At 39.4% G+C, this 24,224-nt stretch carries 20 protein-coding genes; 7 read left to right on the top strand and 13 right to left on the bottom strand.

The window, feature by feature from the left end; all coding sequences use genetic code 11:
- Positions 1-222 precede the first annotated feature (222 nt).
- Positions 223-3,750: a pyruvate:ferredoxin (flavodoxin) oxidoreductase gene (gene nifJ / locus DESMER_RS17135; protein WP_014904323.1), complete on the top strand. Its 3,528-nt coding sequence runs from the start codon at positions 223-225 to the stop codon at positions 3,748-3,750.
- Between the two features lie 275 nt (positions 3,751-4,025).
- Here nifJ and DESMER_RS23230 read toward each other — a convergent pair whose 3' ends face one another.
- From DESMER_RS23230 to DESMER_RS17120, 4 genes are all read right to left on the bottom strand, one after another.
- Positions 4,026-4,199 (bottom strand): CDIF630_02480 family spore surface protein, encoded by a 174-nt coding sequence (locus DESMER_RS23230; protein ID WP_014904322.1) that lies wholly within the window; start codon positions 4,197-4,199, stop codon positions 4,026-4,028.
- Between the two features lie 82 nt (positions 4,200-4,281).
- Complete coding sequence (locus DESMER_RS17130; protein WP_014904321.1) at positions 4,282-5,748, bottom strand: sensor histidine kinase; 1,467 nt, start codon at positions 5,746-5,748, stop codon at positions 4,282-4,284.
- Positions 5,738-6,412, bottom strand: coding sequence for a response regulator transcription factor (locus DESMER_RS17125; protein WP_014904320.1), 675 nt, complete (start codon positions 6,410-6,412; stop codon positions 5,738-5,740). The genes DESMER_RS17130 and DESMER_RS17125 overlap by 11 nt, the downstream gene beginning before the upstream one ends.
- A 32-nt stretch (positions 6,413-6,444) precedes the next feature.
- A complete protein-coding gene (locus DESMER_RS17120) occupies positions 6,445-6,990 on the bottom strand; it encodes a UBA domain-containing protein (RefSeq protein ID WP_014904319.1) in 546 nt (181 codons plus the stop codon).
- Positions 6,991-7,365: 375 nt separating this feature from the next.
- Here DESMER_RS17120 and queC point away from each other — a divergent pair, with 375 nt between their 5' ends.
- From queC to DESMER_RS17095, 5 genes are all read left to right on the top strand, one after another.
- Positions 7,366-8,040, top strand: a complete 675-nt coding sequence (queC, locus tag DESMER_RS17115; RefSeq protein ID WP_345787930.1) for a 7-cyano-7-deazaguanine synthase QueC — start codon at positions 7,366-7,368, stop codon at positions 8,038-8,040.
- A 264-nt stretch (positions 8,041-8,304) separates the two neighbouring features.
- The gene (gene lysA / locus DESMER_RS17110) at positions 8,305-9,564 is read left to right on the top strand and encodes a diaminopimelate decarboxylase (protein WP_014904317.1); all 1,260 of its coding nucleotides are present in this window, start codon (positions 8,305-8,307) and stop codon (positions 9,562-9,564) included.
- Positions 9,565-9,974: 410 nt separating this feature from the next.
- A complete protein-coding gene (locus tag DESMER_RS17105) occupies positions 9,975-13,754 on the top strand; it encodes a response regulator (RefSeq protein WP_014904316.1) in 3,780 nt (1,259 codons plus the stop codon).
- Positions 13,747-14,823, top strand: coding sequence for an HD-GYP domain-containing protein (locus DESMER_RS17100; RefSeq protein ID WP_014904315.1), 1,077 nt, complete (start codon positions 13,747-13,749; stop codon positions 14,821-14,823). The genes DESMER_RS17105 and DESMER_RS17100 overlap by 8 nt, the downstream gene beginning before the upstream one ends.
- Before the next feature lie 29 nt (positions 14,824-14,852).
- The gene (locus DESMER_RS17095; protein WP_014904314.1) at positions 14,853-15,320 is read left to right on the top strand and encodes a hypothetical protein; all 468 of its coding nucleotides are present in this window, start codon (positions 14,853-14,855) and stop codon (positions 15,318-15,320) included.
- Here the strand turns inward: DESMER_RS17095 and DESMER_RS17090 are convergent, their stop codons facing one another.
- From DESMER_RS17090 to DESMER_RS17060, 7 genes are all read right to left on the bottom strand, one after another.
- On the bottom strand, positions 15,321-15,623 hold the full coding sequence (locus DESMER_RS17090; protein ID WP_014904313.1) for a hypothetical protein: 303 nt from the start codon (positions 15,621-15,623) through the stop codon (positions 15,321-15,323). It abuts the gene before it with no gap.
- A gap of 284 nt (positions 15,624-15,907) precedes the next feature.
- Positions 15,908-16,708, bottom strand: a complete 801-nt coding sequence (locus DESMER_RS17085) for a membrane protein (protein ID WP_014904312.1) — start codon at positions 16,706-16,708, stop codon at positions 15,908-15,910.
- Positions 16,702-17,400, bottom strand: a complete 699-nt coding sequence (locus DESMER_RS17080) for an ABC transporter ATP-binding protein (RefSeq protein WP_014904311.1) — start codon at positions 17,398-17,400, stop codon at positions 16,702-16,704. The genes DESMER_RS17085 and DESMER_RS17080 overlap by 7 nt, the downstream gene beginning before the upstream one ends.
- Positions 17,397-17,768 carry a GntR family transcriptional regulator gene (locus DESMER_RS17075; protein WP_014904310.1) on the bottom strand — a complete coding sequence of 124 codons (372 nt, stop codon included), beginning with the start codon at positions 17,766-17,768 and terminating at the stop codon, positions 17,397-17,399. Before DESMER_RS17075 ends, DESMER_RS17080 begins: the two co-directional genes overlap by 4 nt.
- 274 nt (positions 17,769-18,042) lie before the next feature.
- Complete coding sequence (locus DESMER_RS17070; protein ID WP_014904309.1) at positions 18,043-18,930, bottom strand: phosphatidylserine decarboxylase; 888 nt, start codon at positions 18,928-18,930, stop codon at positions 18,043-18,045.
- Positions 18,931-19,096: 166 nt separating this feature from the next.
- Positions 19,097-19,627 carry a UBA domain-containing protein gene (locus tag DESMER_RS17065; protein ID WP_014904308.1) on the bottom strand — a complete coding sequence of 177 codons (531 nt, stop codon included), beginning with the start codon at positions 19,625-19,627 and terminating at the stop codon, positions 19,097-19,099.
- 121 nt (positions 19,628-19,748) lie between these two features.
- Positions 19,749-20,477: a GGDEF domain-containing protein gene (locus DESMER_RS17060; protein ID WP_014904307.1), complete on the bottom strand. Its 729-nt coding sequence runs from the start codon at positions 20,475-20,477 to the stop codon at positions 19,749-19,751.
- A gap of 295 nt (positions 20,478-20,772) precedes the next feature.
- Here DESMER_RS17060 and trmB point away from each other — a divergent pair, with 295 nt between their 5' ends.
- Positions 20,773-21,411 carry a tRNA (guanosine(46)-N7)-methyltransferase TrmB gene (gene trmB, locus DESMER_RS17055; protein ID WP_014904306.1) on the top strand — a complete coding sequence of 213 codons (639 nt, stop codon included), beginning with the start codon at positions 20,773-20,775 and terminating at the stop codon, positions 21,409-21,411.
- Positions 21,412-21,558: 147 nt separating this feature from the next.
- Here trmB and DESMER_RS17050 read toward each other — a convergent pair whose 3' ends face one another.
- On the bottom strand, positions 21,559-22,959 hold the full coding sequence (locus tag DESMER_RS17050; RefSeq protein WP_014904305.1) for an FAD-binding oxidoreductase: 1,401 nt from the start codon (positions 22,957-22,959) through the stop codon (positions 21,559-21,561).
- 49 nt (positions 22,960-23,008) lie between these two features.
- Entirely contained in the window at positions 23,009-24,217 is a 1,209-nt protein-coding gene (locus DESMER_RS17045) for an electron transfer flavoprotein subunit alpha/FixB family protein (RefSeq protein WP_014904304.1), read from the bottom strand.
- Positions 24,218-24,224 lie beyond the last annotated feature (7 nt).

The raw sequence follows: 24,224 nt of genomic DNA, 5'->3' as shown, positions 1-24,224 counted from the left end.
AATTCCTTTAAACTTTGATATAAAATTTAATGTGCAAATTTATAATTGATTAATTGACCCTATAAGAATATTAGAAAGTTTACACATAACTGTCATAGTCGGAAAACTAATTACTTTTTTGTGAATTTGTATTTTTTTAAGAAAAATATGTATGAGAGTTGACCATTGACAAATACTAATTTAAGCCTATGATCAAAAAAGCATTTTGAGGAGGTTCTTTGTGTGGCTAAGAAAATGAAGACAATGGATGGAAATCAGGCTGCAGCAGAGGCATCGTATGCCCTGACTGAAGTCGCAACCATCTTCCCGATCACTCCATCTTCACCAATGGCTGAAGGAGTTGACGAATGGGCGGCTCATGGTAAAAAAAATATCTTTGACCAACCGGTAAGAGTAGTTGAGATGCAATCTGAGTCTGGGGCCTCAGCCGCCTTGCACGGTTCCCTTCAAGCCGGAGCCTTGACAACAACTTACACCGCGTCTCAAGGTTTACTGCTTATGATTCCGGAAATGTATAAGATGGCTGGAAATCTAGTTCCGGCAGTCTTTCACGTCAGTGCCAGAGCTTTAGCGGCCCATGCCTTGTCTATTTTCGGAGATCATCAAGATATTAATGCTGCTCGCCAAACAGGTTTTACAATGATTTGTTCAAATAATGTTCAAGAGGCAATGGATTTAGGGTTTGTTTCCCATCTTGCGGCCATTAAATCAAGGGTTCCGGTCTTACACTTTTTTGACGGTTTCAGAACTTCCCATGAAGTACAAAAAATTGAGACTACTAGTTATGACGAAATAGCTAAACTTGTCGACTTCCAGAAAATCCAAGAATTTAGAGACCGAGCGTTGAACCCAAACCATCCAGTCCTTAGAGGTACGGCCCAAAATCCGGATATTTATTTCCAAGGTCGGGAAGTATCTAACCCTTTCTTTGATGCGGTTCCGGATATTGTCGAAGACTATTTTAAAGAGATTAAGAAAATAACCGGACGTGAATATCATCCCTTCCAATACTATGGTGATCCGGAAGCAGAGAACATTCTCGTCGCAATGGGTTCGGTTTGTAATACTATTGAAGAAACCATTGACTTCTTGGCTAAAAGAGGGGAGAAGGTAGGATTAATTAAAGTACACCTCTACCGCCCATTCTCCAAAAAATATTTCTTTGATGTCCTTCCCAAATCGGTTAAGAAGATAGCCGTTTTAGATCGGACTAAGGAACCGGGCTCTACAGGTGAACCTCTCTACCTGGATCTGCTACAGATTTTTAACCATGAAACAGTAAAGCCATTAATTATTGGAGGACGCTACGGTTTAGGATCTAGAGATACAACTCCTTCACAGATTCTCGCAGCTTATCAAAATTTGAAGAAGGCTCAGCCCAAGGATCGCTTTACGATCGGAATAGTTGATGATGTGAGCCATACCTCCTTACCCATCGAAGAGACCATCGATGCATCGCCAGAAGGAACCATTCGCTGTAAATTCTGGGGACTGGGCTCTGATGGTACCGTCGGCGCAAATAAAAGCGCCATAAAAATTATTGGGGATAATACTGACCTAAATGTTCAAGGATACTTCGAATATGATAGTAAGAAGTCCGGTGGGACAACAATTTCTCACCTGCGTTTTGGCAAGGAGTTAATCAAATCATCGTATTTGGTATTCGATGCAGATTATATTGCCTGCCATAATAAGTCATTTATTTATCACTACGATATTTTAAAAGGGCTAAAAAAAGGTGGAACCTTTGTCTTAAATTGTCCTTGGCAAGCTAAAGAATTAGAGGATCACCTGCCGGCTTATTTGAAACGCTATATTGCAAAAAACAATATTAGCTTTTACACCATCGATGCCATAGCTATTGCTCGGGATATTGGACTTGGCGGACGTATCAACATGGTTATGCAGGCTGCTTTCTTTAAATTGGCAAAAGTAATCCCTGTTGAGGAAGCAATTCAATACCTTAAAAAGTCAATCGAGAAGGTGTATGGCAAAAAAGGATCCAATATTGTTGAAATGAACTATAAGGCTGTCGATCGTGGAATTGAAGCCTTACATAAGGTAGAAGTTCCTGCTTCTTGGGCAGAGGTTCCTGATGAAGATATGCCAATTAAGGATGAACCGGATTTTGTTAAAAACATTCAAAGGCCCATGGCTCGTCATGAAGGTGAAGACTTGCCAACCAGTGCCTTTGTCGGAATAGAAGACGGTACTTTCCCTTTAAGTACAACACGTTACGAAAAACGCGGCATTGCAGTCTATATACCGGAATGGCAAATTGACAAGTGTATTCAATGCAACCAGTGCGCTTATATTTGCCCCCATGCCACCATTCGCCCCTTCCTATTGGATGATAGTGAACTTGAAAAAGCACCGGATACCTTTAAGACTAAAAAGCCGATTGGCAAAGGACTCGATGGCTACCACTATCGAATTCAGGTTGCGCCTTTGGACTGTACCGGTTGTGGTAACTGTGCTGATGTTTGCCCTGCTCCTGGCAAAGCTATCATTATGAAACCTGCCGATCATGAGATCGAAATGGAATCGGAAAACTGGGAATATGCCATTAACAAAGTAAGCGAAAAACGTCAGCTTATGGATGTCAAAACCCTTAAAGGCAGCCAATTTGCTCGGCCGCTCCTTGAGTTCCATGGAGCATGCCCAGGCTGCGGAGAAACACCTTATGCAAGGCTGATAACCCAGTTATACGGTGATAGAATGTTAATTGCCAATGCAACAGGGTGTTCTTCGATCTGGGGGGGGAGTGCCCCATCTGTTCCGTACACGGTTAACGCAGAAGGAAAAGGACCTGCCTGGATGAATCCTCTCTTTGAAGATAATGCCGAGTTTGGCTATGGTATGTATTTAGGATCTAAGCAAATTAGAGCTAAGCTTGCGCATTTAATGCAACAAGGGTTAGAAAGTTCTCTCAGTGAAAAACTGAAAGAGGCCTTTAAGGAATGGCTCGATAACATGGAGGATGGAGAGGGATCGAAGAGAGCCTCTGCTCATGTACTAGAGGCCATGAAAAATGAGGATGTTGCCGGCAATCCAATTCTTTGTGAAATCAAAGAAAAGAAAGATTATCTTATCAAACCCTCTGTCTGGATTTTCGGAGGAGATGGTTTTGCCTACGATATTGGCTATAATGGACTTGATCATGTCATCGCTAGCGGGGATGATGTCAATATCTTCATTATGGATACCGAGGTGTACTCCAATACCGGTGGACAATCCTCAAAAGCAACCCAAACCGCTGCCATTGCCAAATTCGCTGCAGCGGGTAAAAAAGTCCGTAAAAAGGACTTGGGTCTTATGGCCACGACCTATGGCTATGTCTACGTGGCTCAAATTGCCATGGGAGCTAATATGAATCAGACGATTAAAGCAATCGCTGAAGCGGAAAGCTATCCGGGACCTTCAATTATCATTGCTTATGCTTCTTGTGTGAACCACGGAATTAAATCTGGAATGGGTACAAGCATCTTTGAGCAGAAGAAAGCAGTTGAATCAGGATATTGGCATCTCTGGCGCTTTGACCCTCGGCTTAAAGGTCAAGGCAAGAATCCGTTTATGCTGGATTCAAAAGAACCTAGCGCTTCTTTCCAAGATTTCATAAAAGGGGAAATTCGTTATTCCTCACTCATGAATGTGTTCCCAGAAGTCGCTCAAGAGATGTTCGATGTGGCCGAAGGGCATGCAAAAGAAAAGTATCAGACCTTAAAGCGTTTCGCAGAAATGCAGTATTGATAAACTTTAAAAAGGATAATCTTGTTACAAGGCATGTCATGGATTTGACATGCCTTGCAGCAATTCTCATTACATCAAACCGAAAATAATTTAATTAAACAATTATCCATTGAAACACCGCAAAACGTGTAAGAGGGACGGTCCTTTTAACACATTACTTTGTGTTAAAAGGACCGTCCCTCTTACACGCTCTCTTACACGTTTATCTTTGACCTCAACAAAAATGACTCCCGATTAATTCAGGAGTCATTTTTGTTAGATTCTTCTTTCAGTTGTTAGGACAAGGAATTAGAATCAACCCATTCCTTAGCATTATGGACAGATTCTTCGCTGGGGATAGGGACATTGGATTCAGGTTTGGTTTTTTCAATATGCCCGCGCCAAGCAGCTGTGTCGTGTCTTTCAATTGGGTTTGCCAAGAACTTTTCCTTTGATTTATTTTCAGCCATTACAATACCTCCTTTAAAGATTCGGTCTTATTATTCCCAATTTTTTATTCTCTAATTGTTATTAATCATTCTTTGAGGATTTTTATAGATTCTCTTCGGCAATGGGAAGTACTATAGAAATCTTAGTACCGATATCTTGTCTGCTCAGAACCTCCATGTGCCCGCCATGACGCTCTGTTATCCACTTGGCAATGGATAAGCCCAGTCCGGTTCCGCCGGTAGCTCTGGCCCGGGATTCGTCAGCCCGGAAGAACCTGTCAAAGATCTTCGGAACTGCCTCTGAAGCAATACCAATGCCTTCATCATGAACAGTTAGTCGAGCAAAGCCACCTGCTCCGGAAACTGAAACAGTAATCCGGTTTCCGGGAGGAGTATACTTAATAGCATTGTCAATCAAGATTCGCATCGCTTGTTTGATGAGACCTCTATCTGCCTTAATAAAAACTGATGTAACACTGGAATTGTATTCGTGTCCGCTGTCGATCATCTGGGTTTCGCGCAGTACTTCTAAAGCAAGAAGGGACAGCTCAAAATGTTCTATTTGCAAAGCCATGGTGTTGTTGTCCCCTCGTGCCAGAAACAAAAGCTGTTCCACTAATCCCTTCATATTCGCAGTTTCTGCTTTAATGGCATCAATAGATTCCTGCAGAGCCTTTTTATCATTCTTTCCCCAGCGATCCAGCAGATTGGCATACCCCTGAATAACAGAAATGGGCGTTCTAAGCTCGTGAGATGCATCAGATACAAAGCGAACTTGGGAACGATAGGATGCGTTGATTCTATCCAGCATGTCGTTAATAGCTCCGGCAAGAGTCTTTAATTCACTCTGGGTTTCGTTTACTGAGATTCTCGTATCTAGCCGGCTAACATTAATATCATCTAGTTTGCCTGCCAGAACTTCTAGCTGTTGAGGAGTAAAGGTACCGTCAGTATTGAGGTTTTGTGCAGTTTCAGCTAATTCTTCAATAGGTCTGAGAGCCCTGCGTATGGTTCCTGCCCCTGAAGAAATGCTGACAAGCAGCATTAAAATCTCCAGAATCAGTAGTAAAACAAATATCCCTAAAAATATTATTAGGGTTTCTTTAAGGCTGATGGAAATAAGATAAGTGCGTCCGTCAGCATCGAATGTCACATTATAGAGGATACCCTCTGAGTGCCGCCAAGAGTCCATGCTTTCTGATTCTGGGATGTGCACACTTCTTGAGCCGGTGACAATGTCGTTGGGGAGAATTTTTTGAATAAAGTTAGGAATTCTAAACCCTTCCTGTTCTTCTGTCAGGAGTGACACGCTGTAACCCTGGAGTTTAAGCCAGCTTTCCGTATCTTCTGAGGGCAGTCCGCTTTGATTGAGCAATTGGGCGGCATTGGTGACAGTCATCTCGGTGCGTACAATTACTGCTGTCACCGACGCAAAGCAGAGAAATACATTAATAGTCAGGAATATAACAACTAAACGAAGAAAAAGTCTAATATTAAGCTTCCATACTAAGGAAAATCGTATTTTATTGCCGATACCGTTAGTAGAAGTGCTCGATGGTTCATTTTTCATCCTTAATCACATATCCCACTCCTCTTACAGTATGAATTAACTTCGTATCAAACACCTCGTCAATTTTTCCACGCAGAAAACGAACGTAAACATCGACGGCATTGGTTTCTCCGGAAAAATCAAAGCCCCACACATTTTCAAGCAATGTTTCTCGAGATATGACCAGCCCTTTATTTTTCAACAGATAGTGCAGGAGGTCAAATTCACGTTTAGTTAAATCAATAGGTATGCCCATCATGGTAACTGTGCGGCGGCCAGTGTCTAATAGCAGACCGGAGGCAGACAAAACCAATTCCTCAGGGGTGCTTTTTCTAAGAGCTGTACGGATGCGGGCAAGAAGCTCCTCAATAGCAAAAGGTTTGGTGATATAATCACTTGCCCCGCTGTCTAGACCGGATACTTTATCCATGACACTGTCTCTGGCAGTTAGCATGATAATAGGAACTGAGGAAGTGCGGCGAATTCTACGCAGCACTTCCATGCCGCTTAGCTGAGGCAGCATAACATCAAGTAAAATGAGGTCGAACTCGCCGGTTTCAGCGAGTTCAAGCCCTGTTCGGCCATCGAAGGCTTTTCTTGTAGTATATCCCTCATAACCAAGCTCAAGCTCGACAAATCGGGCAATCTTTTCTTCATCCTCGATAATTAATATTTTTGAACTCATCGAAGCCCCGCCATTTCTCGTAGATTCTCTGACTATTTATTCATGGACTTTTTAAGATTCTCGGCAGCGTCTGCAGCACTATTCATCACCTGGTTGACTGTTCTTCCCTTAAAGTCCGGCCCGTGGAAGCGATAGCGAAAACCAAAGAAGAACCCGAGTATCATAAGTGGAATAGTAATCCAGAAAGCGAATATCAGCAGTAAAGCAAGGACTGTGACGGGTAAAACTGCTTTGCTTTCCTCGCCTTTTAGAACTTCTAAGGAATTAGCATTTCCTCTTTGAATTAAGTTCAAGCAAAATTTCCAAATTCCTTTCAGAGTAGCCATAAACGACTTTCCGCTTTGATTAGTTTTATGCTTATCCCAGCAAGCGTCTTTGCAGGCCACAGCGCTAATATCTATTGCTTTATGGCTGCTATAGTAACCTCCTCCAGTTGGTGGAGTTAGTTTTCCCAGTTTCTCTAAATAGATTATGGCCTCAAGCAAATCTCCGTTTGAAGCATCCAGAGCAGATTTAGCCTCATCGTAACTTATATTTCCCATTGAGCGTAGTTTTTCCACTTGTTCTAGGGTAGTCATTAATTTGTTCCTCCTAATGTTCTTTTGTTTAGTAAGTCAGATGACTATGAATTAATAATAACCAAAAAAACTTCAAGAAGAATTTGCATATTATTAAAATCGCATTAAAAAAATACTAACCCATAATCCTTTTCGTTTCAATAGAAAAGAGCACTCCTTGGGACGCCGATTTATGCTATAATTATACGAATTTAAAGAGGTAGAGATAAATCCCATCTGTGACTAACTTCAGTGATCCTTTAAAGTGATTCCTCTGTTTCTTTAGAGGTTCATTAAATTTGGGATGAGACGTAATAAAACAGTAATATATTATTGACAATAAGGATAGAATCTCTACTGATGCCGGTAGAATTAAGAATAATAATTTAGGTTAGCATGGAGGGGAATCTGATGAATCAGTCAGCACTGGTCGTATTCAGTGGCGGACAAGATAGCACTACTTGCCTTTTTTGGGCAATGAAAACTTTTGAAAGAGTGGAAGCAGTCACCTTTAACTATAATCAAAGACATAAGAGTGAAATTGATTGTGCAAGGAAAATAGCTGAAGAGTTTAATATACCGCATATGGTAATTGATATGAGTTTACTTAACCAGTTGGCTCCCAATGCACTAACCAGAACTGAGCTGGAAATTAAGACCGGCGAAGAAGGGCAGCCACCTACCACATTTGTGGACGGACGCAATTTATTGTTCCTTTCATTTGCTGCGGTTGTGGCAAAGCAAAAAGGTATTAAACATATTGTTACAGGCGTTTGTGAGACAGACTTTAGTGGTTACCCGGATTGTCGTGATATTTTTATAAAGTCTTTAAATGTTACATTAAATTTAGCAATGGATTATTCCTTTGTCATAGATACGCCGTTGATGTGGATTGATAAGGCTGAGACTTGGGAATTGGCTGATCAATTAGGACACCTAGAATACGTACAGGAAAATACATTAACTTGTTATAACGGTATTATGGGAGAAGGGTGTGGCGATTGTCCTGCGTGTAAGTTGCGAAATGCCGGGCTGAAGAAATATTTAGCTAAAAAAGAGCAGTCAACTTGAGGAAATGTCTTTATTGTTAATGGTTTTTGCTTATTTAAGGTGCTAATGTTCTCGAGGGGGTTTTCTTGGGCTTTACAATTTGACGATTGACACCTTATAATTAATGTTTAAGAAGTTATTTAGGAATTATTTCTGAGGTGAATATTCTCACGGATCTACTAAATGCTATAATAAAAGTATCTCAAGAATATCTATGGATTCGCCTGCGCTCATGAACAACTGTTTTTTATTTTGGGCATACATTGAAGTAGGAGGAGAACATTAGTGGCAGAGAAAAGCTTACCTTTTAACACGCAACAGTTAGAATCAATCATTGAAGAATACGGTTCCCCGTTTCATATTTATGACGAAGGGGCCATTCGGGAAAATGCCCGTAAATTGATAGATGCCTTCAGCTGGGCTCCAGAGTTCAAAGAATACTTTGCAGTTAAAGCAACACCCAACCCTTATATCCTTAAAGTTTTAAGGGAGGAAGGGTTTGGAGCGGATTGCAGTTCCTTGGCAGAGCTTATTTTAGCAGAAAAGGCGAGAATTTTTGACGAAAATATTATGTTTACATCCAATAATACTCCTTTGAACGAGTATAATAAGGCCCTGGAACTAGGTGCAATCATAAATCTCGATGATTTCTCTCATATTGATTACTTAGACAAAAATGTGGGCCTGCCAAAGATCTTATCATTTCGCTATAATCCCGGTCGACTTCGGGACGGTGGAAATGCGATTATAGGGAAGCCTGCTGATGCTAAATATGGCTTAACCAAGGATCAAATTTTTGAAGCATATCGTATTGCCCAAGAAAAAGGGGTAGAACGCTTTGGGATCCATACGATGATTATATCTAACGAACTGGATGCTAAGTATTTTATTGAGACTGCCACAATGATGTTTAAGCTTATTGGAGAAATATACGAGAAGTTAGGGATTAGAATAGAATTTGTAAATTTAGGCGGGGGTATTGGAATCCCTTATCGTCCAGAGCAAGAACCCGTAAACCTGGATATTGTAAGTCAAGGGATTAAAAAGGCTTATGACAAATTTATTGTTGAAAAAGGATTAGATCCTTTAAAGATCGCTATGGAAAGCGGACGGATGATCTTGGGCCCTTATGGTTATTTAGTAACAAAGGTATTGCATAAGAAAGAAATCTACAAAAACTATGTAGGCGTAGATGCCTGTATGGCAAACTTAATGCGACCTGCTCTCTATGGCGCTTATCATCATATAACCGTTATGGGAAAAGAGGATTGGCCCTGTGACTATATTTACGATGTAACTGGAGGACTTTGTGAGAACAACGACAAATTTGCCATAGATAGAGCCTTGCCCAGAATGGATGTTGATGATATTGTAGTTATTCACGATGCAGGTGCACATGGTCATGCCATGGGATTTAACTATAATGGTAAACTTCGCTCTGCGGAGTTGCTTCTCAAGGAAGATGGCAGTGTCGAACTGATTCGACGGGCGGAGACCCTTGAGGATCTTTTTGCAACTTTAGATTTTGCAGGACTTGAGGATTAATAAGGTGGGTCTCTCTTCTAACACGATGGAGACTAAGTTAATCAGAAGCTACAAACAAGATGGTTAAGCAAATGTGCTTAACCATCTTGTTTGTTAAATAACAGAGTTTTTCAGAGCTTGAAGTATTACATTTATAGACCTAAGTAAGCTAAATACATTTTATGAAACAACACTAGTGCCGGTCCTAATCTTTAATCTGCATTTTTTATAAATTTGCAGGCAATGCTTCGTCACGAATAATTTCTTCGATTTTTGGGAATTCAGCGATAAGTTTGGAATACCCCTCTAAGACTGTCTTGACATTGGTACAGTTATTCTAGATGAGGTTAGATTCTGATAATTAGCAGGAATAAATTCTTTATTTGTCGAAAAGATAAGGAAACTTAAGGAAAGAAAAGAGATGTCAGTTTTTGAAAAGGAATTTTGTCAATAAATCTTTTAAACACAAATTGAGAGCTACCTATACAATGCTAATGTTTATTGTTCTAGTTTTAATATGTACTTTTTTATATTATCAAGTAGACAACATCATTAAACCCCTGATAAGTCATATCGGGTTACAGGTTGTTGATGGGGAAGCCCAATATCTTGGCGAACGGTTTAATAACCAAGCAAATATGTTAGAGCAGCTTGCTAGTACAGAAACCTTCAAAAAAGGTCAATATCCAAGTGTTAAAAAAGAAATTGATCAGCAAATGAATCGAAAAGATTTATGGTCTGCTATGAAGTACAGATGGGTAACTGGGGAAGAGTATGCCCATAATCCTGATAATATTAAAGATGCCGATTTTGCAAAGCAATTGTTAGCCGGAGATCAATTGACCTTGGTCTCTAAACCCATTTATGATGAAAATGACGCAGAATATGTTACGTATATTGGTACAAAGGTAATGGATGACGATGGTAATCTTAAGGGATCAATGATTATTAATATTCCCATCAAAAGATTAATGGGATCATTTGTTGAAGAGAAAATGAGCAAATTCACTGAAATGTGGATACTTGACTCAAACGGCAAAGCTATTATTAATCCTAATTTAGAAAAACCTTCGCCATCTATTGAAAACTTTACAGATCTAGTAACTTTACACTCTTCAGGAGAATTGAAAATTACCCAAGAAGATAGAGTCAATTATCTTATTTACGCTAAAATACCTAATTCTGAGGGTTTATATTTAGCAATTGGAATAGAACACAGTGAATCCTTGGAGGCAATGAGATTTTTATTATTCTTAATTATCGCAGGCGCAATGGTAGCCTGTCTCTTTATCTTCATTGCGGCTAATAAAATGACAACAGTAATGACAAAACCCTTGACTCGTATGGTCGAAATTATCCAGCACTCTGATGGTACTAATCTTATCGAAATCCCCTATGATCTAAAAGCCAGTAAAGATGAGATCGGGATTCTTGCCAATACCATTGATGAAATGGCTAGTAATATTCGTAAAAATGTTCAGGCCCTTAACAACGAGATTAAAGAACGACAGCGTGCTGAAGCTGAGTTAATACGGTTGAATGTGGAACTAGAGTGTCGGGTAAAAGACCGCACTATAGCTTTAACGGAGGTCACTAATAATTTAGCTGTTTCAGAAGATAGATTTAGAATTGCCATGGAAGCCTCACATATAGGGCTCTATGATTCAAATTGCAACAATAATGTTTTGGTGGTTAATGGAATTTTTCTAAACTTAATTAATGCACCTGGGTATCAGCAAGGCCTCATCAAAGAGAGTGATTGGGTTCAGTTTAAAGGACAATTAGAGGATTATGTTTATGATAAAGATCTTTCCAATTTTACCCCGTTTCGGGAAGAGAACTTACCAATGATAGGCGAAGACTTTTATACTGAGGTGCGATTAAAAGAAGATCCGAATATCTGGTTTTCATTTATAGGACAAGTCATTGAACGAGATGGGTTGGGGAACGTACAAAGGTTCATAGGAGTGCTGCAAAATATCACGGAAAGAAAAAGGATAGAAGTAGAGCTAAAGGCTGCCATGGAAGAAGCGGAAGAAGCTAGTCAGGCAAAAAGTCAGTTCCTTGCCAATATGAGTCATGAAATTAGAACACCCATGAATGCTATTATGGGGCTGACCCATTTATTAAGACAATCGGATTTAAAGGACACTCAGAAAAGTTATGTTTTAAAAACTGAAGAAGCTTCAAAAGCATTGCTACGAATCATCAATGATATTTTAGATTTCTCAAAAATTGAGGCCGGGAAACTAGAAATAGAAATGATTCAGTTTAATTTAGATAAAGTTCTGGAGAATATATCAAATCTATATACAATTTCTGCAACCAATAAAGGGATTGACATAAATTTTGACCGAGGAGAAGCAGTACCGGATGAGTTGATTGGTGACCCACTTCGCTTAGAACAGATTTTGTCAAACTTAATCACTAACGCTATAAAATTTACTGATCAGGGAGAGGTCAATGTTTCCGTAAGAGTTTTCGAAGAAACCGAAGACAAAGTTAAGCTGCATTTTAGGGTAACCGATACAGGGATTGGAATTAAAGAGGAGCACATAGGAAAATTATTCACAGCATTTACCCAAGCAGATGGTTCAACAACCAGAAAGTATGGTGGGACTGGGCTTGGTTTAACTATTTCAAAACAATTAGTCGAACTAATGAAGGGGGATATTTGGGTCGAAAGTGTCTATGGAGAAGGTACCAGCTTTGAAGTTCTTCTCCAATTTGAGAAGGACTCGGCTCTAATAAAACCAAACTTTGCAGACTATCCGGATTTACGAGGAAAAAAAGTGCTGGTCGTCGATCATAATAAAACGTCCTTGGTAATCCTTGAAAGAATGCTTTGCTCTTTCTCCTTAGAGGTCACAGCCCTAAATAATCCCTTTGAAGCCATTGAACTGATGCATCAAAAAGACTTTGATTTGCTTGTATTAGATTATAATCTGCCTGATTTGTCGGGAATAGAGATGTATAAGAGGTTAGTAGCAAATACCGAAATCACTTTGCCAAAAACAATTTTTGTAAGTGCCGCCGGAAGAGAAAGCTATTATGCTCAAGCAAATCAATTGGGAATCAAATATTTCTTGGTAAAGCCTATTAACCAATCCTTAATGTTTGATGCAGTCATGAATGCTTTAAAAGGGAGAGCGTGGAGTCAGGCGAATAGGATACGAAACGAAGAAGTTCAATTAAAGCATCGACAGAAGCTGGCGGGCAAACGCTTATTGCTAGTTGAAGATAACGAAATTAATCAACTAGTTGCGAAGGATATTTTAGAACAAGCAGGTATCCATGTCAGCATTGCCGATAATGGTCAGGAAGCTATTAAATATGTACATGGGAATAGATATGATGCTTTGCTAATGGATGTGCAAATGCCTATTATGGATGGATATAGAGCTACAGAGATTCTAAGGGAAAGCTATTCAAGCGAGGAATTACCTATTATAGCTATGACGGCCAATGCCCTTAGAGGGGATCGGGAAAAAAGCATTGAAGCAGGAATGAATGATTACATTTCCAAGCCTATCGATCCAATACTATTGTTTGAGACCCTTGAAAAGTGGCTGGTAAGTAAGAATAGCAAAAGCTTTGGAACCCATGCTCCTCAAAGGATGGAAATATTAGATTATGAAAGAACCCTTAGTCGATTGGGTAATAAACAGGAATTCTATTCCGGCTTATTAAAGAAATACTCGGATAGCTACAGCCACCTAGCCGAAGATCTTAGGGCAATGATGATAAATCATCAATATGAAGATGCTAAGCGATTGATTCACAGTCTTAAGAGTGTCAGCGGAAATATAGGGGCAATTAAGCTCAGCACTTTTATCATTCAGTTAGAAGAAGACTATGAATCCTACAAGGAACAGGATTTGGCGCAAAAGCTTGACGAACTTTCCGAATTAAACTTAGAACTAATTGAGACTATTAACGGAATCATTTCGGTCAAGGATCCCAAGAAAAATCGGCTAAGTTCCCATTGTGATCTTGATGATGCCTTATCTAAACTGGCCGAGGCTTTGGAAAAAGCTCGTGCTAAAGAAGTAAAAGATATCATGAGTGAGCTTGGTTCTAATCCTCAAGAATTGCCCTTTATTACACAAATAAATGAGATAAAAAAACTGGTCAATCGCTACCGCTATAAAGAGGCTAAGGTTATGGTTCAAGAATTACTGAACCTGATAAAGGAGCAGAGTCATGAGTAAACAAAAGACTATCATGATAGTTGATGATACGGAAATGAATATTGATATTCTGGTTGAAGCACTCCAAGAGGATTATGAATTGATTATTGCCATTAACGGGGTAGAGGCTGTGGAACTCCTAGAAGGGCAGAAACCGGATTTAATTCTCCTCGATATTATGATGCCTGAGATGGATGGGTATGAAGTATTAAGGACAATTAAGAGGTCCGCTGACTTGGAGAATATACCTGTCATTTTGCTCTCAGCAATTACCGATAGTGATTCAAAGACCAAAGGATTTTTATTAGGGGCGGTAGATTATGTAACTAAGCCCTTTGAAATTGTGGAAGTAAAAGCACGAGTTAGAACCCAACTAAAAATTGAAGAGGCCCGATTGCTGCTGGAAAATCAGAATCAGTATTTAGAAGAAAAGGTTAAGGAAAGAACGAAACTCCTCGAAAGAACAAACTCTGCCGCTATATACTGTCTTGCTGCAGTAGCAGAGACTAGGGATCCGGAAACTGGGGAACATATCAAAAGAACTCAAGGATACATCAAAGAATTGGCCTTAGAACTGCAGGGTATCGACAAATATCAAGGGATTCTAACCAACGACTATATTGAACTCTTATATCAATCAGCCCCCTTACATGACATTGGTAAAGTGGGTGTTCGGGACAGCATTCTCTTGAAACCGGGACGTTTAACCGAGGAAGAATTCGAAGAGATGAAGAAACACACAATTTATGGGGGGGAGTCACTAATGGTTGGAATTAAAGAATTAGGTGAGGATTCCTTCCTGACCCTAGCCAAAGAAATTGCGCTAACACACCATGAAAAATGGGATGGATCTGGATATCCCAGGGGCTTAGCCGGAGTGGAAATTCCGATTTCAGGTAGACTAATGGCAGTCAGTGATGTGTATGATGCCTTGATAAGTAAGAGAGTCTATAAAAATGCCTTTACCCATGATGAAGCGAGAGAGATTATTCTGGAGAGCAGAGGAACACATTTTGACCCGGATATTGTGGATGCTTTTCTTAGAAAAGAAGCAAGATTTATTGAGATCAGGGAGAAATATTTGTCCTGACGATAAACATAAGGTGGATGAGTTAAATTATGGCATACAACGTAGCAGACATCATTGAAAAAGCAGTGAATATTGCAGTTCGCCGAAGAGTTGTTTATCAAAAGATAGGCCAGGACAAGGGGGATATCTTATCAATTAAAATATTAACGAAGGTTTTAAACAAAGAGGTTAACAAGACAATAGAGTATTACGAAACATTATTAAACTTAGTCAATGATAGGGATTTTGAAGAAATAGATTTTTCAATTTATGACAAGATTTCTTTCTTGATTAATGACTTTAATAATCGTATTAATACTGAAAATGTTAGGAATGCACGAGAGTTGCTGAACTTTTCTCTGGAAATGGAGAAAGCTGTTTATTCCTTATTTCTAGATATTCAGGGGCGATTTGTCAAAACCGGTGATGATGTTCGCACCAATACTTATCGAATACTAACAGATATTATTGAAAATAAAGCTAAGCATATTGAAATGTTGGAGCAACTTCGAGAGTGATTAATTACTGATTTTTATTAGAGCTGCAGCTTGTATGGCATTAGTAAGCATTTCTCTCCAAGATTTAAATTGAGTAGTCTTGGCTATATGGGCATCAATTTCCTTATCAGGAATAGAATCATAATCTTCTTCAGAATTAATCACAAATCCACCGGAGGCTAATAATTCTTCGATTGATTTAAATTCCGTATACTGTTTCATAAATTCTGATGGAAAAAGATCATCGAATTTTGTACCTGCTAAAACATCAGCGGCTTTCTTTTGTAGATGGGATTCACTTTCTAAATCATTATAGTATTTCATAATAGCACCTCTCTTTTGGGTAGTAGTTAAGTTATGTTTCATCAATAAGTCAAAATTTAAGTAAATGTAGTATTCACCAATTTGACATTCATTAACAAGGAAATATTGCAAGAAGAGCCAGTCTGTGATCAATGTAACCGACAGCTATTAATAAAAAGAAAATGGTCAGGATGATTGTTGAAAAAATCCTGACCATTTTCATATAGGGATAGGATATTAGTTAATTTAAGGTCTAATTCCCAATTCTTTGGGTTCAACATAAGTTCAGGGATGCAGAGTCTAGACTATTCCAAATTAAGTCGTTTACTTAAAATGAAATTGGTTATAGCAAGGTAGGCTGAGCAGAGAAGAGCGTTGAAAATGATTCCACCAACCATTGCCAGATGAGCGATTCGTTGCATGCCTAGGATATCATTGGCTGAGATATGAAGATTGGATAAATAAGTGGCTCCTGGAACCATGCCGAGGAATGTGAAAAAGATCTGGGTAAGGGTACTCAGGACAATGAAAGCTCCAAATGTAGCCAACATTTTATGTCGATTGAAGAGGTGTCCGAGAGCGATTGAGGCATAGATAACTAAAATACCTGAAGCTAAGCTAATAAGAAGCATTATAATAATCTCGAAAGACCAAATATAGACGGATGAACCCAATTCTTGAACAGCACGGTGATAAAGTGCCGTAAACTCTGTGATACCTTTTGTGAGATCTCCTTTTTTAAGAGCGATAACCAAACTCGAAATAAAGGCCGTAAATATACTGGCTACTATCCACAGCATTGACACCAGAAGTTTACTGACAATGTGCTGCCAGGGCTTTACAGGTAGTGTAAGCATTAAATAGCCTTCATCAGAAAGCAGATTTTTATAAAAACGCTGAATCATCATGAGAAGGGTCATTACAAACATTCCTACCATGATAATGCCATAGATGACCATGCTTATCACTGCGGGGGTATCCCATGCCTCTGGGCCGATTGAGGATAGCAACCTGGTGATAGTTGCAAAAATTAGCAGAGCAAGAAATAGGGGGAAGAATATTCTTCCTGTGGCCTTAATTTCATACTTCATAAGCTTGCCTAACATTTGAACACCTCCCTGAATAAACTGTCCACAGATTTTCCTTTTTCATCTCGAATATCATCTACAGAAGAGGTCAAAACTACTTGCCCTTGATTTATAAAAATCACATAATCCAAGATATTCTCGATATCTGAAATCAGGTGGGTAGAGATAACCACTGTTGCTTTTTCATTGTAATTGCGAAGTATTGTTTGAAGAATATAATCTCTGGCTGCCGGGTCAACTCCGCCTATAGGTTCATCTAATAGATAAAGTTCTGCTTCGCGGCTCATAACCAGAATTAACTGTACTTTTTCCTTCGTACCTTTGGACATGGTTTTTAGCCGGTCATCAGGATTGATCTTAAGACTTTTTAACATATCGTAAGCCTTCTCAGGGTTAAAATTTTCATAGAAATCGGAGAACATCTCAATGAGTTGGTTTACACGCATCCAATCATTCAAATAAGTCCTTTCCGGAAGGTAGGATACGATTTTCTTAGTATCTACCCCCGGTTTTTTGCCTCCAATAAGAATTGTACCACTGGTGGGGGTTAGGAGTTCATTGGCAAGTTTGATGAGGGTACTTTTACCGCTGCCGTTTGGTCCCAGAAGCCCAACAATTTGTCCGCGTTCGACCTTTATATTAACCCCAGATAATGCTTCTTTCTTGCCAAATTGTTTAGTTAGGCCGCTGCATTCTAAAATTGCACTCATTTCTTCATCTCCTTTACCATGTCATCGATAATAGTTAAGATCTCCTTTTGTTCGAAACCCATCAACTGCATTTTTTCTAAGAAGTGCGAGATTTGCTCTTGAGCCAATTTAGTTTTCGCCTTTTCAATCATCTGTGCATCCTCCGTAATCGATCGGCCGCTTGTGCGGTGAGTAATGATGAGGCCATCGTCCTCCAATTTCGCCAAAGCCCTTTGCATGGTATTGGGATTTACTGCTGCTTCTTGAGCCATATCCCGTACTGAAGGCAGTTTAGACCCCGGGGGGTATACACCGGAAAAAATCATTAGCTCAATTTGTTCAATTAGCTGGGTATAAATAGGTCTGTCATTTTTTAATTCCCAGGGCATCAATATCACCTCTGTATTATTGTATTAACTTCTTAATACAATAATACATCTGCAAATTATTGTCAAGATAATTTGCCATTCTTTCAATCTGAATTCTTTGTATTAGGATAGAACTAAGCTGAAGTTTTAGCGAAGATAAAGTCTAAACTTATGAATTTGTAATTTGGCAGAAGATAAAGAGCAGCCTTGAATAGAATATCATTCTATTAAGACTGCCCCTTTTGGAAACTCTTATTTAAGTAGACTTATGGACTTCTTAAGGGGATTTAGTCTATCAAATCTTTGTGCCAATCCTTTCACCAAGCAACACATAGCTTTCATACCCGAGCTTTGTTTGTTCAACTATGTCTTCGTCAATTTTTACTTTATTAGGCTGGAAGAATAAAATCACTGTCGATCCGCCAAATTTGAAATAGCCCTTTTCATCTCCGCGCTTCAGGGGCTTATGAGGGATATAAGTTTGAATGATTGATCCGACACAGGTCGCCCCTACTTCAACATATAAGACATCACCAAAGTGATCCGAATGGAAAGTACTCCATTCCCTTTTGTTTTCACAAAAGAGTTTTTTAACCTTTCGCAGAGCAACCGGATTTACTGAGTAGTAAGCTCCGTTTATTTTCTTGGTATCCTCACAGGTTCCACTATCAATAAAATGATAACGATGATAATCTGTCGGGCAGAGCCTTAAAATCAAGCAGGTGCCCTTCTGATATTTTTCAGCAACTTGAGGGTTTTTAATGAGCTCCTTAAGGCTGTAGGTGAGCCCCTTGACCTGAACAAGTCTTTCTAAATCTATATTCTCATAGGCAAAAAGCTTCCCATCTCCCAAAGAAACCAGTGAATTCCGATCAGAATCGACTTCACGTGCGGTAGGCTTCAATTTTCGATAGAAGAAATCGTTAAAGGACAAATAATCCTGAGAATTTTTTTCGGTAATAGACATATCAATATTAAACTTTTCAATAAAAGGATTTATTTTATTCTTGCTTATTCTTCTGTCCAGATACCAACCATAGAGGCTTGAACACATTTTTTTCTTGATGACAGCTTCTAAGAGACTCATACCCAGTGGGGAAGAGTAGGTCCAGTTTAAAACCTTTTCTCCAGCCACCTGCTCGATTTCGTAGGATTTATTTTTCCGGTTGTAAAACTTGATCAACTATATCAACTCCTATAAGACATTGTAAGTTATTATTTACTGTTTATGCAAGTGCCAAGGAGCAGGCTTCGATTGGCAGCCGTCGGATTTGCAGTAATATCCATAAAAGAAAAGGATGCAGACGACTTCTCGCCAGCATCCTTTGAGTTCAGAATAAAGGAGTTTCTTAAATTTCTATGGACTTTTTGAGGTTTTCTGCTGCATCAGCTGCACTGTTCATTGCGTCATTGACCGGGTTATGCCTAAGATCAGGCCCGTTAAACCGATAACGCAGACCAAAGAATAATCCGATCACTATCAGTGGAATGGTGACCCAGAAGGCAAAGACCAAAAGCAGTGCAAGTACAATTACTGGAAAAGAGGCTTTGATTTCCTCTCCCTTAAGTACTTCAAAAGAATTTGTATTGCCCTTGCGGATCATTTTCAGGCAAAAGCCGCCGATTTTCTTTAGCCCAGAAATAAAGTGTTTTCCATCGTGACAGTGATGATGAGCATGATGAGCATCATAATCATGATACTGTTTCTTTTCACTACTGTAAAAACCTTCTCCTGTTGGTGCGGTTATCTTTCCTTGTTTCTCCAGATAGATAATAGCTTCCAGTAAATCGCCGTTTGTTGCATCTAAGGCTGCTTTAGCCTCTTCGTAGCTGATTTTAGCCATTGCGCATAGCTTTTCTACTTGTTCTAAGGTTGTCATAATAAATTCCCCCTTGGTTTTTGGATTGAGTATGTCTAAATTCTAACCCGAAAAACTTCAAGGGAAATTTGCTTAAAATTAAAATTTGATTAAAAGTCCCTCTATTAACATAAAGAATTATCTACGCACAAAGCTCCTCATTCCATGTAACGACAGTATTTTTTGAGTCCTTAGCTTTATATAAAGCCTTGTCAGCCAAGTTAACAAAAAGGTCTAAGGGATTTAGTTCATTGGTCTTCGTTTGCAATAGATTGGATACATTTAAGTAGGAGACTACACCGGAGCTAAAGGTAATTTGTCTGGAGTTTATCTCAGAGCCAAAGTTATGTGCTTCAATAATTGTCCTTATTCTTTCCAATAAAGCGTATGCCCCTGGCAGATTAGTATTCGGCATTAGTATTGCAAACTCCTCACCACCCCATCTAACCACGGTATCTGATTTGCGGATATTTTGTTCTAATAATTTAGCCAGTTGCTTAAGTACAATATCTCCGGCAATGTGACCATAGGTATCGTTTATTTGTTTGAAATTATCCAGATCCAGCATCGCTAGGCATAAGCCATTACCTTTTATTCGATTCACTTCTTTCTTAAGGCTATGATAAAACATACCCCTGTTTCCTAATCCGGTAAGAGTGTCTCGGTAGGCATTAAAAAATAGCTTTTTAAGTATTAAACCTAGGAACAGTCCTGTTATAATAAGGATGACAGTGAGCAATACAAACAAATTCAAACGCAATGAAGTTGGAAGAAATAGATCACTTAAACAAATAAAGATGCCAAAACATCCGCCGAGGACAGCTAAAATAGTATGTGGGAACTTTTGCAAAAAAACTGATGTTTTAGCCATTTGTGAGTACACCTTCCTTAAAGAAGAGATGATGAAGCAAAGTTGAGTAGCAAAACTAATCATAAGAAAGTGAGGTTCTTAGGTCATAATTTTGGCGTCAAGTAGTTATTTGCTTGTTCCTTTTATAATAAAGAATACGAAAACTGTTAAATATTTAGGGGGGACACAACTATAATAATTACAATTTGTTTATCTTCCCATCATTGCCGTGGGTAAAATAACTGACCCCTTGGTTGCGGAAGTGTAACATCAATAATCATTAGAAATTATTCGTATTTAGAGGAGAAAAGTTTAGATGCGACTTAGAAAAAGAGCCTGGGCTAAGCCTGAATTGGAAAACGACCAGAATGTCATTTTTAGCCCTTGGGAGTATAAAGGAAAGTGGAAAGGCTTATTTGGTAATGATTACCCAATCCATTTGGAATTGGGATGTGGTCGCGGTCGGTTTATTAACGAACTGGCAAGTGCGAATACAACTACTAACTATATTGCTATTGATGTCTACTACGAACTGTTGGTTCATGTCTTGAGAAGAGCTAATGAAAATCAACTCAAGAATCTTAAGCTGATTCCAATAAATGTTGAGAATATCGAGGGGATTTTTGCTCAGGGAGAAATTGAGAAACTATACATTAACTTTTGCAATCCCTGGCCTAACAGAAGACATCACAAAAGAAGGTTAACTCACCCTAATCTGCTTAGACAGTATCAAAACATTTTAAAGCAAGGATCAGAAATTTGGTTTAAGACGGATGACGAAAGACTTTTTATAGATAGCTTAGAGTATTTTAAAGGGGAAGGCTTCATTGGACTGTATATCGCAGATGACTTACATCAGAGTGATTTTCAAGGAAATATTATGACAGAATATGAAGAGAAATTTTGCAATCAAGGGATAAAAATTAAGTTTGGCCGGTTTAAGATAAAAAGTTAACTTAGATTAGCAGGTAATTCGTTATAGTCTTTAAAGACATTGATTGATATTGGATTAAAAAGTAGATAAAAACCTAAAGTTTGCGGAGAATTCTCCTGCAAACTTTAGGTTTTTTGTGGGCGGTTCTCATTTTGCTGAACGCTGCTTTTACTCGCAGACTTTACCTGGATTGAGAATGTTTTTAGGGTCAAAGGCCAACTTAATGTTTCTCATAAGCTCGACATAGTCTGGTTCATATTGATCAAACATATAGCCCTTTTTGGCATAGCCGATACCATGTTCTCCAGATACCAGTCCATGGAGCTCACGAGACTTTCGATACATTGCTTCAAAAACTTCAGCCAGTTTAATTTTCCAGGCCTCGTCTGACAACTTATCCTTTAACACATAGACGTGCAGATTGCCATCACCGGCATGGCCGAAACTTCGGATTCTAACATTAAACTGTTCCTGAAGAAGATCGGTGTACTTGATGAATTCAGCGACCCGGTTACGGGGCACAACAACGTCACATTCGTCCATGTCCGTGGTAGAGGCTTTTACTGCCTCTAAGAAAGCGCCACGAGCAGACCAAACAGCTTCTTTTCGTTCATCGGTGTCGATGATGAAGGCATCCAAAGCCCCTTCGGCAAGGCAGATATTCGCCACCTTCTCATAATCTTTTTCCAGTTCTTCAGTGCTATTGCCATCGAAAGTCAACAAGAGATAGGCGTCGGAGGAGTTGTCGGGGAATTTTTTGCCGAGAAATTCTTCAGCAGCAAGAATGACTTCTCTCTGCATAAATTCAATGGCTGTAGGAATGGATTTTGATTTGATAATTTTAGGAACCGTACTAATGGCGCTGTCCAGATCGGGAAAGGGGATTAAGAGGGAAATAGCTTTCTTCGGCAGAGGAATAAGTTTTAAAATCACTTTAGTAACAATACCCAGAGTTCCTTCGGAACCACAGATTAAGTCTTTCACACTGTAACCGGAAGAGTTCTTAACGACCTTTCCTCCCACATTAATAACCTTGCCAGTGGGAAGCACTACTTCCAGCCCGCGGATATAATCTCTGGTTACGCCATACTTTACAGCTCTCATGCCACCGGCATTGGTATTAATATTACCTGCGATGGTGGCAGATTTTTCGCCAGGGTCTGGGGGATAGAACAAATCATGTTCCTCTACATATTTACTGATTTCCATTAATAGTACTCCCGGTTCTAGGGTGAGGGTTAGATTTTCTTCATCGAGTTCCAGGATCTTATTCATGCCGCACATATTCAGCATGATCCCGCCAAAGATTGGAACTGATGCTCCGACAAGTCCGGTTCCTGATCCTCTGGCTACTACTGGAATGTTATTTTCATTGGCATAGCTCATAATTTTTGAAACTTCATCCGTGGACAGAACATCCACTAAAACGTCGGGTAATCTACTTATTCCGCCTAATTCATCATGACTAAAATCATCGCTAATAGCCTCTCCGGTATAAACTCGCTCTTCACCTAAAAGCGAAACTAAAAACTCTCTATCTTTAGCATCCAGCGTTTTATAGTTATTCATCTAATCCCCTCCACGATTTTCTATCTGATTCACGACTCCACTCTATAAATTAACGGGCGCAAGCCAGAGGCTTAGAGCTTTTGATATCTTCGATTAGTTGAGGAACGACTTCATAAATGTCTCCGATGATCCCATAATGAGCGATATTAAAGATTGAAGCATGAGGGTCTTTATTAATGGCAAAAATTTGCTCTGAGCTGTTCATTCCCGCAGCAAATTGAACAGCGCCCGAAATTCCCAGGGTTATGATCAGTTTAGGCTTAACGGTTCTCCCAGATAAACCTATTTGCTGCTTGGCATTAATCCAACCGGCCTCCACTAAGGGTCGAGTACCTGCTATTTGAGCGCCTAACAATTGCGCTAATTCCTGGATCATAGCCATGTCTTTCGCGGACTTTAAAGCTCTGCCGACAGCAATGATGACTTCTGCATCAGAGATATTTTCTTCGATCTCTTTGCGGGTTACTTTTAAAACTTTAATAGCAGATACAAGTTTGGCTGGATCTAATTCACAGAGTGTTATCTTACCCCTTGGCTCACACTGTTTTTCAGGAGCATCCATAACTTTATATCTTACCGTCGCCATTTGAGGCCTGGTATTAGGACAAATAATTTGAGCCATAATGTTGCCGCCAAAAGCCGGTCTGATTTGAACCAGGTCGGTATTTTCCTTCATTTCGAGGGTTGTGCAATCAGCAGTTAAGCCAGTTTGGAATCTTGCCGCTACCCTGGGCGCTAAAGAGCGTCCAATGGTTGTAGCTCCGACGAGTAAGGAGGAGGGTTTCATTTTCTGAATAAAGTCTTCGAAGGCAGCGGTATAGGGCTCGATACGAAAATGGTTTAATTCTTCATAATCATAGACAAAGACCTCGTCAACGCCATAATGAAGCAACTCTTGAGCTTTATCTTTAATGTTATTGCCAATAAATACACAATAAACCGGGAAATTGACCACTGCCGCTAGTTCCTTGGCTTTACCGATTAGCTCAAAGGTTACGGGATGTATGTCCCCTTCAACATGGTCAACGTAGACGCCAATACCCTTCCATAAACTTTTATCAACAGTGGTGGACACTTCTTCGATAAATTCCATGACCCCTTTAGGACCCTTTTTAACACAGATTTTGCACATTTTACAGGCTGCTGTGATTTCCAAGGTTCCATTCTTTGCTTCGAGAGCATTAAATGGACAAACCTCCACTAAGGCTTGAATAATGGATTCGTTTAATTTTTCTTGATGACAAATTAACTTACTCATGAATTCT

Source organism: Desulfosporosinus meridiei DSM 13257, assembly GCF_000231385.2.
Classification (GTDB): domain Bacteria; phylum Bacillota; class Desulfitobacteriia; order Desulfitobacteriales; family Desulfitobacteriaceae; genus Desulfosporosinus; species Desulfosporosinus meridiei.
Note: the sequence above shows the minus strand (reverse complement) of the source record. Positions and strands in the feature narration are given on the sequence as shown.